We start from the raw sequence: 12,865 nt of genomic DNA on the forward strand, positions 1-12,865 counted from the left end.
GAGAACTCCTCGAAACGGTGTTTGATCGTCAATCTAGGGATGAAACCGCCGCTGGCAACGGCTGGGACCGAAAGCTTTACTGCGTCGCCGCCAAGGCGGGCTTGTGCGCATCGAGCACACCGGCGGGAACTTCGATGAGCCGGGGACTCGAGGTATAGAGAATGCCGACCTCGACATCGCGGCCCGGGAAGGTCTGTTCAAGCGCGGCGGCATAGGCCGCCATCTGGCGCAAAACCCCGCGCGGGACCTCGGCCAACGACGCGGGCGGACGGCGCGACGTCTTGTAGTCGACCAGCCGCACCCTGTCAGGGCCAATCACCAGCCGGTCAATCGTGCCCGCCACCACCTGTCCGCCGACGATGGCGGCCACCGGCACTTCGGCGAGGCTGTCCGGCCCGAAGATCTCGGCCCATTGCGGGTTGGCCACCACGCCCAGGGCATCAGCCAGGATCGTACTGCGCATCTCTGTCGGCAGGTCTTTCGCATTGCGCTTGAGCCAGCGTTCGGCCTCGGCCTCGCGCAGTTCGGGCGCAAGCGCGGGAAGCCGCTCCAGAAGCGCGTGCAGCACGGTGCCCCGCCGCGCGGCCTGCTGCCCCGCGCCCGGTGGGAACGGCGGATCGGGCGCATCTTCCTCACCCAGCGCCGAGGGCGCGAGCGGGCGCGGCGGACGCGGTTCGGCCGCCGGTGCACGGCCGGTCCACTCGGGCAGAGGCGCGCGCAAGGGAAGTTCGGCAGGTGCCGCGCGCATCGGCACGAAGGGGCCAAGCAAACCTTGCGTGAAGGCTCCACCCCAGATCGCGTCGGCCTCTTCCTCCTGCCCTTCGAACAGCGTGCGCAGCTGCGCATACCAGCTCTTGGGCGCAGGCTGGCCCTTGTCGCGCGGCCCCAGCGCTCCGCCTACGAAAAGCGCTTCCTCGGCGCGGGTCATGGCGACGTAGAGGAGGCGCCAATGCTCTTGCTCATCCGCCTCGCGCGCCTGCGCGATTTCCTCGGCCACCGGCCCGACCTTCTCCGCCTTGGAGAGCGGGGGGAACGGGATGCGCCGGTTCTTGTCGCGCGGATCGGGCAGCGAAATCCCGCTTTCGCGCGCGCTTTCGGGATTGCCGGTGGCATCGGCCAGAATCACGATAGGCGCCTGCAGGCCCTTGGAGCCATGCACGGTCATGACGCGCACCTGCCCGCCTGCGTTGTCCGCCTCGCGCTTCAGCTCGCCATCGCCCGCCTCGAACCAGGCAAGGAAACCCGCAAGACTGGGCGTGTCGGTCACCGCATACGCGCGCGCGGCGTTCACCAGTTCGTCGATGGGATCGCCCGCCTCGCTGCCCAGCCGGGCGATCAACTTGCGCCGCGCCCTCCAGGGACCGACGAGCAGCCACTGGAGCAGCGCATGGGGCGCCTCGTAATCGGCCAGCGCAAGCAATTCGCCCAACTGGAGCAACGTGCGCCCAACCTCGCCATCCGAAGAGGCGCGCAGGTGGTCCCACAAGCGCACGTGCTTGTCGCGATAGCCATGCGCCAGAAGTTGCTCCTGGCTCCAGCCGACAAGTGGAGAGACGAGCAGGCTGGCGAGATTTAGGTCGTCGAGCGGCTGGGCGGCAAAGCGCAGCGCCGCGACCAGGTCCTTGACCGCGAGCGGCGCGCCCAGGCGCAGGCGGTCAACGCCCGCGACATCCACGCCCGCGGCATGGAGGCGCGCGACAATGAGCCCGGCCAGCTCCTTGCGCTGGCGCACCAGAACCATAATGTCGCCGGCGGTCGCGCGGCGGACCTTGCCCTTGGAGAGTGTGAACCCATCGCCATGCGGATCGAGCCACTCGCGCACCTGCTGCGCGATACGGTCGGCCATCTGGCGATTGGGGCCGGAGAGCCAGGTCTCCTCGCCTTCGTCCCCCTCGCCGGGGTCCTCCGGTGCCCCCTCGTTCTCGCCCGTGTCAAAGCCGACCGGACGCCACAGTGCAACGTAGCCCGGGCGCTCCTCGCCCTGATGGCGCTGCGCGGCCCGGTCGAGGCCGAAACGTTCGTGGCCAATTCCGGCAATCGCCTGGTCGACGAAATCGAGGACCGGCTGGGCTGTCCGGAAACTGCGTTCCAGACCCAGTTCCTGCATCTCACGCGGTTCGTATTCGGCGCGAAGTTGCGCGGCGTTGCGCGCGGCGGCGCGCATCAGGTTGCGCACGCGCCCCGCGGCCTTGCGGAAGTTTTCCGGGCTGGTGCCCTGGAAGCGGAAGATCGCCTGCTTGTAGTCCCCCACGACGAAGAGCGTGCGCAGCCGGTCCTCGTGCTGGCCCGCGCCCGCCCAGAACTCCTCGGCCATCGCGAAGATGATGTCCCACTGCTGCTCGTTCGTGTCCTGTGCCTCGTCGACGAGGATGTGGTCGAACTGCCGGTCAAGCTTATAGCGGATCCAGTCGGCCTGGGCCTTGTCCTTGAGGAGCGAGGCGGCACGGCGGATCTGATCGTCGAAGTCGATCAGGCCCTCGCGGCTCTTCGCCTCGTCCCAGGCAATCGCAAAGGCCCGGCCAAGCCGCAGCGAGGGCACGAGGTGATCGACGAGGTCAAGCATGGCGCGCATAGTGCGCACGCCTTCGATCCCCGCCACCACGCGCGCGGCGTAATCGGGATAGGACGGCTCGATCTTGTCCTGCGATTTGCTGGCCTTGGGCTCACCCTTCTGGGTGAGGAAGGCCTTGGCCATCTCGTCGATGGAGGCCGCGCGCTGGGTCGGGTTGCCCAGCAGCCACTCGCTGATCCGGTCGACCGCTTCCAGGCCGGTCTTGGTGCCCCACTCGTGGTTCACCTCCATGCAGCGGCGCAGCGAAGCCACGTCAAAACGGGTGTCCGAGCACAGCTCGGCCAGCATGTCAGCATCGGCCTGCGGGGGAAGGTCCAGCAGGCGCAGGACATGCGCGCGCATGTCTCCCGCCTGCCAGCTTCCGGGCCCAAACCAGACCTCGCGCGCGCCTGCGCAGCGCAACAGGAAGCCGACCACTGCGTCGGGACCATGGCGCAGCGACAGCGCCGAGATCGCATCGAGCAGCTGCGGATCGCCGAGCGGGTCCTCCTCGGCTTCCACCAGAAGATCGGCGAGGACCTGTTTGGCCAGCAGAGTGCGTTCGCGGTCCTCCATCGGCCGGCTGCCGGGAATGAGGTCGGCTTCCAACGGGAAGGTTGCGAGCAGCCACTGTGAGAAGGCGTGGATGGTGTCGATACGAAGTCCGCCGCCCGGACAATCGAGCACGGCGGCAAAGAGCGTGCGCGCCCGCGCCATGGTGGCGGCATCGGTAGGCGCGCCGATGGCTTCAAGGCGCGGGAAAAGCTCGATGTCCTCCATGCGAACCCATTCGGCGAGCGTGCCGTTGATGCGCGCAGCCATCTCGGTCGCGCCCGCCTTGGTAAAGGTCAGGCACAGTATCTGCGAAGGTGAGATCCCCGGCTGGAGCAGCAGGCGCAGCACGCGCGAAGAAAGCACCTGCGTCTTGCCCGTCCCCGCCGAGGCAGAAAGCCACACAGTGTCGAGCGGGTTCACCGCAGGCATCTGGTTGCCGTGCAGCGGGTAGACCTTGGCCGGACCGCTCATGGGGTGTCCTCCTTGCGGGCGGGCTTGCCCAGCCCGGTAATCCATTCATCGAGGCGCATCAGCTGGTCGTAATCGGAATAGAGATCAAGGTCGGGGTTGAGGCGCGCGGTAAACGGCTCATTGCCCAGAATCCAGCGGTTCAGCGCATCATCCAGATACTCGCGCGTGCGGTCGAGGAACTCTTCACGCAGGAGGCCCGACTTCTTGCGCCCTTCGCGCACCGGCTCGTTCATGTAGCCGATCGAACCATCCTTGGCCTTGGCCATCGACCAGTACTCAAAGCCCGTAACATCGCCCGCGACACCCTCGAAGCCGCCTGCCTCAACGATAAGGCCAGTCACGCCAAGCTGGAGTGCGAAGCCTTCCTCGACGCGCGTGCCCGAAGGCGGCTGGCCGGTTTTGTAGTCGACCACCGCAATAGTGCCGTCAGCCTTGCGATCGAGACGGTCGGTCCGCCCCAGGATCGTGACGTCGCGGTAGTCCATCCGGCCCCATTTTTCCACACCCAGGACTTCACGGCCCTCCTCCTGGCCCGCAAGGACAAGACCCTCGAACGTCTCCAGAGCGGCGGACAGGCGCGGCCACCACAAGGCGCGCATCAGCGGGTGGGCGCTCTCATCATCGAGCACCTTTTGCGCAATGGCGTGGAGGCCCTCCTTGGGTTCGCCCGCCTCATGCCACTTCTGCATGATCAGGTGCGCGATCTCGCCGCGCCAGGCCGCGCTGGGTTCGGCGTCGAGACTGTCGAGGCTGCGCAGCTTGAGGACCGCGCTGGCGTAAAACTGGTAGGGGTCCCCCCTCAGGCGGTCGAGCCCGGTGACCGAGACGGCAACCCGCCGTTGCTCGGCGCTGGGCATGGGCTGCGGGCGCGGGTGAGGCGCGGCGCGAGGCGCATCGTCGATCAGGCGGGCCAGACGCGGGATCTCGCGCTCCAGATGACGCCCCACCTGATCGCCCAGCATCGCCTTCACGCGCAGGACAAAACGCGAGGGGATGACAGGACCGCCCTCGTCGCGCTGCGCCCAGCTCAACACCACCTCGGGCGCGCCCAGCGCGGCGGCAAGGTCATGCGCGGCAAGGCCGATGCGAAAGTCCGCGCCCGGCACGCCCAATGCACGCAGAACAGCTGGCGGCAGCAACGAATCCTGCGAAGGGCTGGCGGGCCAGACACCTTCGGTGAGGCCGCCGCAGATGACCAGATCCGCACGGCTCATGCGCGCTTCGAGAAGGCCGTAGATGGACACGCGCGGATGACCGCCCCAGGGCGGACGGACCGAGGTGCGGTCCATCGCATCGCGCAGCACCGCGTGGATATCGCGCGCGTCGACAAGCGTGCCCGCCGCCGAGGCTCCGGCGCGCAGTTCCTCGATGAAAGCACTGAGCGCGCGGCCATCCGCCCCGGTCCAAAGGTTCTCGCCGCACAGCGCCTCGGTCGCTTCGGTCAGGACACCCAGCGCCTTTTCAAGCGGCTCAGCAGCGTAGAGTGCGAACAGGGGCGCAAGGCAGACCTCGACCTGCTCCCACCATGTGCCCAGCCGGTTCTCCTTGGCGAGCGCAGCCAGCGGGGCGAGCCCTGCAGCCGGACGTGGCCCCCGCAGCGCCAGGTCGAGACGGCGTGCGGATTCGAGCCAGCGCGCACGGCCCTCGCCGCTACCAGCCAAAGGATGGGTAAGAAGTGCGATGAGCGGAACTGGGGCCCCCTGCTCGGCCAGCACTTCGGCCAGCAGCAGGAACAGGCGCCCGGCGGCCGTCTGCGGCAGGGGCTGGCCTGCCGTATCGTCTGCGGTGATCCCCCAGCGTTGGAGGTGCGACACCACGCGCGCGGCAAGCCCGCGGTCCGGCGTCACCAGCGCGACACGGCGCTCGGGGGTTTCCAGCGCCTCTCGGATGAGGAGCGCGATGGCCTGCGCCTCCTCGCCGGGATGGACGCTCTCCATGAGCCGCACGTCGGACAGGCGGCGCTTGTCGGCGGGCAGGCTCACCCAGGCCGCCGAGGCGCGCGGGGGTAGGAAGAGGTTGGAAATCGCAGCCTTGCGCTCGGGCGGGGAGGCCGTCATCCCTGAGCGGTGCCAGGGCCGTACGTCCGAGCGCGACAGGCCCATGCGGTTGAGCAGGAGCTTCAGGTGATACTGGGGGTGCGTGACCGCGTCGTGACGACCGAGCGGCGGATCCTCGGGCTCGGCCGGCTTGCCGGCGCTGCCCAGTTCATCCCAGACCTCCGGATCAAGGCCTAGGTCAAGATCGGGCAGGATCACCGCGCCATCGCGCAGTTCGCTCACCACCCGCAGCAGGCGGGCAAGCGCGGGCGAAGCGCTGGTGACACCGGCCGCAACGATCGGAAATTCGGGCGGGTTCGTCGCCCAGCTTTCGGCGGCGTGGGCGAAGAGACGGTTGCGCCGCTCAGGCGCATCGATCTCGCCGCGCCCCGCCAGTTCGGCGATCCAGAACTGCTGGACCTTGAGGAAGCTGCGGGTATTGTCCTCCCAGTGCTTCGAAAGGTCACCAACGATAGCGACCACCTCGTCGGAGAGGAGATCGATTGGCGCGATGCCCTCGACCAGAAGGCGATCCATCGTGCTGCCAAGTTCGAACGCACGGCGCAGGAGCGCAGGTCCCTTCCCCGCCGCATCGCCTTCAACATGGCGCAGGTAGTGGGCAAGGCGCAGCCAGCGCCGCGTCGGATCGCACGCAGGCGGAATGTCCGCCGCACCCAGCGGATCAAGCAAGGGCCCGAGCGCCTCGTCGAGATCAAGATCGCCCACCACCGCCATGCGCGGCAACAGCATGCCCGCAGGTGCGCGCGCGTCGTCGGCCACCTCGGCTCCCAGCCCCTGCTCGCCCGCATAGCGCACGAAGGCCTCGGTCACCGTGCGCACGGTGCGGCGGCTGGGGAGCAGCAGGGTCAGCCGCGCAAGGCCCATATCCGCAACCGCGTAGCGTGGCACGAGACCTGCCACGAGCGCATCGGCAAACCCGCGGTGGGCGGCAATCGAATAGACACTGGGCGAAGTCTCGTCCCCCGCCGCAAACAGATCAGGCACCAATGAGATACTCTTCGGTCGGCTTGATCGCGCTGGGCTCGCCCACCTCGAACCACTCGCCCTGATGCGAGATGCCGAAGAGACGACCTTCCTCGATGGCCCGGCTCCACAGAATATTGGTCGAGAACGGGCCTTGCGGCGCATCGCGCAAGAGGCGCTTCGAAACGATCTGGATGCCGGTGTAGATGAACGGCGCAACACGGCCCGGCTTGCGGCGCGAAACCCGGCCCTCGGCGTCGAGGTGGAAGTCTCCCTCTCCCCTATAGTTGCGGGCCCGCGCGTGGGGCACCATCAGCAAGAGCGCGTCCATGCGCTCCGGGTCCCAGCCGTTCGAGAGTTCGGCAAAGACGTTCTCGGGTCCATCGAGCCAGATATTGTCGCTGTTGAGGCAGAAGAAGGGATCGGGCAGCTTGTCGGCGGCATGGACCATGCCGCCACCCGTTTCCAGAAGCTGCGCCCGTTCGTCGGAAATGACCGTCTTCGGGCCCGCCTTGCGCACGGCAAGGTGCCCCTCCAGCGCGTCGGCCATGTAGTGGACATTGACTAGGGCCTGCGCGATTCCGGCCCCCTCGAGCTTGTCGAGCGCGTGGTCGATCAGCGCCTTGTGGGCCACGCGCACGAGCGGCTTGGGCTGGGTCGCGGTGAGCGGACGCATCCGCTTGCCCATACCTGCCGCGAGGATCATCGCGGTGTCGCTGGCAAGATGCGCGCAACTCACAGCGCGAAGCTCCCGCCCTTTGCCTGGCGCAATTCGGCCGGAATGTTGGATGCAAACCAGTCCGCAACGGGGGCCAGCGCGGGGTGCGCGAGATCGCGTTCGAGATGTGCCCAAACACGCGGGATCATGTCGAGGTAACGCGGTTTGCCGTCGCGTTTCCAAAGACGCACGAAAATACCCACGATCTTGGCGTTACGCTGGGCGCCAAGGCGGGCATAGTCGGCCAGGAGCACCTCGGCATCGCACCCGGTCGCCCGCACGTAATGCGAGATCATGGCCTGCTCAACTTCGGGCGAGACGTCGCGGCGCGCGTCCTGCAAGAGCGAGACGAGATCGTAGGCGCGGTGCCCGACCAGCGCGTCCTGGAAATCCAGCAGGCCCTGCTTTTCCAGCGAGCCCAGAAGCATGATGTTTTCCGCGTGGTAATCGCGCAGGACCGCTACGCCCGGGCGCTGACGCGGCAGGAGATCGGCAAGCACCGTCTCCCAGGCCTTGGCGTAGCCTTCAACATCGACGTAGAGCTTCTGCGCAGGCACGTACCACTCGGTAAAGAGCCTCGTCTCGCGCAGGTACTCGCTCAGCGTGTAGTCGTTGAACGGGCCGCCCGGAAGCGCATGAAGCTGCACCAGCGCGTCGACCGCGCCGGTGTAGATCGCCATTTCATCACCAGGCCATTCATCAAGGTAGTCACGCACGCGCGCATCGCCGAAATCCTCCAGCAGCACGAACCCCTGTTCAGCGTCCTCGGCGAGGACATGCGGAGGGCGCAGGCCATTGCCGTCAAGCCAGCGCGCAGCACGCAGGAACGGCACCGGGTCCTCGTTGGGCGGCGGCGCGTGCATCAGCATGGCCGAGGCGCCCTCACCCCGGCGCAAGCGGAAATAGCGGCGGAATGAGGCATCGCCGGGCAGCGGCTCCACGCGCGCGTCACCCCAGCCAGCCTTGGCCACAAACGAATCGAGCCCTTCAGGGCCTGTCACACCAGCGTCTGTCATTTCGGCATCCGCCCTAGCCAATCCGAACCACCCCGGGCAATGGCCAAGCGCCCCGCATCCGCAACTTCCAGCGCAATCGTGAGGCAACCGGGCTCATGCCCGAAACCACCCGCATGATCGGGCCATTCTGCGATGAGGGCCGCGCCCTCGCGGTATTCATCGAGACCGATCTCGTAGGCTTCGTCGGGATGTTCGAGCCGGTAGAAATCGGCGTGGACCAGTGGCAGACGTACACCCGTCCCGTCCGGCCCCGGCTCGTAGAGCTCGATGATCGCAAAGCTGGGCGATGGAACTTCGCCGTCATGGCCAAGCCCCGCAACGATAGCGCGCGCCAGCGTAGTCTTTCCCGCGCCAAGTCCGCCTTCGAGCGCGACCACGTCGCCCGGTCGCAGGGCCTTGGCGATTGCGATGCCCAGGCGCTCCATCGCGGCAATGTCGGGAAGGTCGATGGTCGTCGTCATGGCAGCTCCACAAGGGCCTGGGTGCCCTGGCCAGGTTCGGATTGCAGGGTCAGGGTCCCGCCATGCGCTTCGATCAGCTGGCGGGCGAGCGGCAGGCCAAGACCCTGACGTCGCTCGACGCTCTTGCCATCTGCGCTCACTTTCATCCCGTCGAGCGCGCGGGCCAGCGTGCGGCCATCCATGCCCTCGCCCTTGTCTTCGACTTGGATGCGCACGACATCACCGCCGGCTGCACTTCTCTTGCGCGTGGCTTGTAATAGAATGCGCGCGCCTTTGGGCGAGGCGCCGATGGCGTTGTCGAGCAACGCGCCAACGGCCCGGGCGAGGCGCTTGCGGTCCGCCTCGATCGGGCGCAGCAGGCCATCGCCGCGAAGATCGAGCGTCAACTCCATCGCATCGAGCCGGGCCGCGCGCTCTTCGGCGATCTTGCGCAGGAAGGGCATGAGGTCGACCGGCTCCTTACGCAGCGGCAGCATACCGGCCTCGCTTTGCGAAAGATCGAGCAGGCTCTCGATATGCTCACCCAGTTGGCCGACCGAGGCCAGGATTGCGGCCAGATATTCCTTGCCACTGTCGTTCAATTCGCCCCCGATTCCCGCATCCAGCATCTCGGCAAAGCCGCCGATGGTGGTCAGCGGCGTGCGCAATTCATAGCTCATGCTCGCCAGAAAGCGCGTCTTGATCGCGTCGGCCTCGACGAGCGCGGCGTTACTCTCGCGCAGGGCGTCCTCGGCCTTTTGCGAATCGGTGATGTCGAGCACGGCCAGAAGCCCGTTCCCGTCAGGCAGCGGAACGCCCGCGAATTCAAGAATACGCCCATCGGAGAGGGCGATGCGCCCGCCTTTCTGGGTGCGGTCGAGCGTGGAGGCACGCACTACGTTGCCTACCTTCTCAGCCTCGACACCGCGGCGAAGGCGCGGCGCGATCTTCTTGAGCAGGGTCTCGACGTGTGGGTGGGTGTCGAGAAAATCGCTCTCCAACCCCCAGTCGTTGGCAAAGCGCCGGTTCCAGATCTGCATCCGGCCATCGGGTGCAAAGACGGCGATCGATTCGAACAGGCTGTCGACAATGGCCGTGCGCGTGCGCAACAGCGTGTCGCGCATCGCCGAAAGGCGCAACTGCTCCGTACGATCCTCGGCAATGACAAGCAGCCCGCCGTCCGGAAGCGGCTGCGCGACAATGCGCATGTAGGTGCCATCGGGCAGGGTCCAGGCCTCTTCCCGAGTGACATCCGAAAGGAACCAGGCCGTCTTCTCACGCCGCCAGGCCGGGAAATCGCGCACTTCGGGCACGCGTCCGGCATCACGCGCGGCATCGAGCAGACGCTCGAAAGCGGGCGGGTCGTGCTCGGCGCTGGCAGGCAGGTTGAAGATGCGCTGGAAGGGCTGGTTGGCAAAGGACAGGCGCCGCTGGCGGTCGAACTGGGCGACACCGGCCGAAAGCTGATCAAGGAGTGCGCGTTGGGCATCGCGGAAGGCCCGGAACGAGCGCGAGAGATCTTCCATGTCCTCGATGTCGACGGCATACCCGGCGACGCCCTCGCCGCCGAGCGGCAGATCGGAGACGCGCAGCGCCCGGCGCGCGCCGTCGATGGTAGTGGAGACCACACGCTCGACCGGCACATTGCGCTCGGCGGCCTGCAAAGCGACATCGCCGGGCGTGAAGCCTTCCACCGTCTCGATCAGTTCGATGCCCGAGTTGACGACCTGTTCCGCACTCTGCCCACCCACGGCGTCGACATAGGCCCGGTTCACCAGTTGCAGCGCCCCATCGGGGCGGCGGAACCACATCGGCATCGGCGCGGCCTCGATCAACGAGACGAGCGCGCTGAAATCGCCACGCGCACGGGCCGCCTCTTCCCGCAGACGGCTGAGCTCGCTTTCGCTTTCGGAAAAGTCGAAAACCCAGACAAGCGCCGCGCCGCCGGGCGAAACCTGGGGATCGGCAAGGTGCCCGCGCAGGGCCAGGCTGCGCGAGGAATTGCGCGGCGTCGCGGCCAGCCGGAACGGTGAGGCCGTCTTCTGGGTGCGGCGCACGGCCTCGGCCAGTTCGGTCAGCTTGTCGGCGGGCAGGCCGCGCTCGCCGGTATCGAGTTCGGTCAGGTACTGCGGCACGGAATCGAGTCCCAGCCACTGCGCCAGCCGGGGCGAAGCTTCGATCCTGCCGTCCGAGCGGACAAGCAGCGGCAGCGCGGGGCTTTCCTCGATCATGCGGGCAAGGCGCCGGGCCGAACGCAGCTGCATTTCCGCACGCTTCTGGCGGCGGCGCGCGACAAGGATCGCCCAAGCCGCCGCCAGCGTCCAGGCCGCAAGCAGAATGCCGACTACGAGGGGCAGAAAACGATCAGTCTCCATCACCCTCGGCTATGGTGCGCACGGCCCGCAAAGACAATGCCCTCTCCGCAAGACCACCCCAAAACTGTGCCGGATAACAAAAAAGGGGCCGCGCCTTCGCGCAGCCCCTTCGTCCCGCAAAACGGTTGGGCAGCCCGGCTGCCCGCCTGAAATCAGTAGCGGTAGTGATCGGGCTTGAACGGGCCTTCCACCGGCACGCCGATGTAGTCGGCCTGGCGCTGCGAAAGCTCGGTCAGCTTGACGCCCAGCTTCTTGAGGTGAAGCGCAGCAACCTTCTCGTCCAGGAACTTGGGAAGGACGTAAACGTCGTTCTTGTAGTTTTCCGACTTGGTGAAGAGTTCGATCTGCGCCAGCGTCTGGTTGGTGAAGCTGGCCGACATCACGAAACTGGGGTGGCCGGTGGCGCAGCCCAAGTTCACCAGGCGGCCCTGCGCGAGGATAAGCAGCTGCTTGCCGTCGGGCAGCGTGACAAGGTCGGTGCCCGGCTTGATTTCCTGCCACTCGTAGTTGTCGAGCGCGGAGATCTGGATCTCGCTGTCGAAGTGGCCGATGTTGCAGACAATGGCCTTGTCCTTCATGCCCTTCATGTGCTCGCCAGTGATGACGCCTTCGTTGCCGGTCGCGGTCACGAAGATGTCGGCGCGGGTGACCGCCTCTTCCATGGTGACGACCTCGAACCCTTCCATCGCGGCCTGCAGGGCGCAGATCGGATCGACTTCGGTGACGAGGACGCGGGCGCCGCCGTTGCGCAGCGACTGGGCCGAGCCCTTGCCAACGTCGCCGAAGCCAGCCACGCAGGCAACCTTGCCTGAGAGCATGACGTCGGTGGCGCGGCGGATCGCGTCGACCAGCGATTCACGGCAGCCGTAGAGGTTGTCGAACTTCGACTTGGTGACCGAGTCATTCACGTTGATCGCCGGGAACGGCAGCTTGCCCTGCTTGGCGATGTGGTAGAGGCGGTGGACGCCGGTGGTAGTCTCTTCCGAAACGCCCTTGATGGCCTGGACCGACTTCGTCAGGTAGCCCGGCTTTTCCTTGAGGAACTTCTTTAGCGAGCGGACGAATTCGATTTCTTCGGCGTTGCTCGGCTCGAACAGGTCTTCACCCGCTTCGACACGCGCGCCCCACAGCGCGAACATGGTGGCATCGCCGCCATCGTCAAGGATCATGTTGGCGGTCTGCTCGCCGTCGGCCTCGGTGCCCCATTCGAAGATCTTGCCGACGTAGTCCCAGTAATCGGCCAGGCTCTCGCCCTTGATGGCGTAGACCGGAATGCCCTGCGCGGCGATCGCGGCTGCGGCGTGGTCCTGGGTCGAGAAGATGTTGCAGGTCGCCCAGCGCACTTCGGCGCCCAGCGCGACTAGCGTCTCGATGAGCACGGCGGTCTGGATCGTCATATGGAGCGAGCCGGTGATGCGCGCGCCCTTGAGCGGCTGCTGTGCGCCATATTCCTCGCGCAGGGCCATCAGGCCCGGCATTTCGGTCTCGGCGATCGCGATTTCGGCGCGGCCGTAATCGGCGAGCGACATGTCGGCGATGGCGTAGTCGTGAACGGCGGTATCAGCTGTGGCCACGAGGGAACTCCTGGGGAATGATCGTGTGAATGATGTCGACGCCCGAAAGCGTCGGCGGTTGGTGAGGGATTAAAGGACCCCCGGCCAAAACGCAAACCGAATATAAAGGCATCTTTATATCCACCCTGAACGCACCACCAGTCGG

The 12,865-nt window shown here is 66.7% G+C and carries 7 protein-coding genes; all 7 read right to left on the minus strand.

Features of this window, described 5'->3' with window-relative positions; all coding sequences use genetic code 11:
• Window positions 1–76: 76 nt before the first annotated feature.
• The gene (gene addA / locus FMM79_RS13700) at window positions 77–3,577 is read right to left on the minus strand and encodes a double-strand break repair helicase AddA (protein ID WP_148627993.1); all 3,501 of its coding nucleotides are present in this window, start codon (window positions 3,575–3,577) and stop codon (window positions 77–79) included.
• Window positions 3,574–6,618, minus strand: coding sequence for a double-strand break repair protein AddB (addB, locus tag FMM79_RS13705; RefSeq protein WP_240339177.1), 3,045 nt, complete (start codon window positions 6,616–6,618; stop codon window positions 3,574–3,576). Before addB ends, addA begins: the two co-directional genes overlap by 4 nt.
• Complete coding sequence (locus FMM79_RS13710; protein WP_148627994.1) at window positions 6,611–7,336, minus strand: nucleotidyltransferase family protein; 726 nt, start codon at window positions 7,334–7,336, stop codon at window positions 6,611–6,613. Before FMM79_RS13710 ends, addB begins: the two co-directional genes overlap by 8 nt.
• Complete coding sequence (locus tag FMM79_RS13715; protein WP_148627995.1) at window positions 7,333–8,331, minus strand: aminoglycoside phosphotransferase family protein; 999 nt, start codon at window positions 8,329–8,331, stop codon at window positions 7,333–7,335. The genes FMM79_RS13710 and FMM79_RS13715 overlap by 4 nt, the downstream gene beginning before the upstream one ends.
• Complete coding sequence (tsaE, locus tag FMM79_RS13720; protein WP_148627996.1) at window positions 8,328–8,792, minus strand: tRNA (adenosine(37)-N6)-threonylcarbamoyltransferase complex ATPase subunit type 1 TsaE; 465 nt, start codon at window positions 8,790–8,792, stop codon at window positions 8,328–8,330. The genes FMM79_RS13715 and tsaE overlap by 4 nt, the downstream gene beginning before the upstream one ends.
• Window positions 8,789–11,146, minus strand: a complete 2,358-nt coding sequence (locus FMM79_RS13725) for a PAS domain-containing sensor histidine kinase (protein WP_148627997.1) — start codon at window positions 11,144–11,146, stop codon at window positions 8,789–8,791. The genes tsaE and FMM79_RS13725 overlap by 4 nt, the downstream gene beginning before the upstream one ends.
• 152 nt (window positions 11,147–11,298) lie before the next feature.
• Window positions 11,299–12,720, minus strand: a complete 1,422-nt coding sequence (gene ahcY, locus FMM79_RS13730; RefSeq protein WP_148627998.1) for an adenosylhomocysteinase — start codon at window positions 12,718–12,720, stop codon at window positions 11,299–11,301.
• Window positions 12,721–12,865: the final 145 nt, after the last annotated feature.

This window comes from Novosphingobium sp. BW1 (genome assembly GCF_008107685.1).
Lineage (GTDB): Bacteria > Pseudomonadota > Alphaproteobacteria > Sphingomonadales > Sphingomonadaceae > Novosphingobium.

Excerpts from the sequence above, each read along its gene's own strand:
- addA (WP_148627993.1), bottom strand. The coding sequence starts at position 3,577 with ATGAGCGGTCCGGCCAAGGTCTACCCGCTGCACGGCAACCAGATGCCT.
- tsaE (WP_148627996.1), bottom strand. The coding sequence starts at position 8,792 with ATGACGACGACCATCGACCTTCCCGACATTGCCGCGATGGAGCGCCTG.
- FMM79_RS13715 (WP_148627995.1), bottom strand. The coding sequence starts at position 8,331 with ATGACAGACGCTGGTGTGACAGGCCCTGAAGGGCTCGATTCGTTTGTG.
- FMM79_RS13725 (WP_148627997.1), bottom strand. The coding sequence starts at position 11,146 with ATGGAGACTGATCGTTTTCTGCCCCTCGTAGTCGGCATTCTGCTTGCG.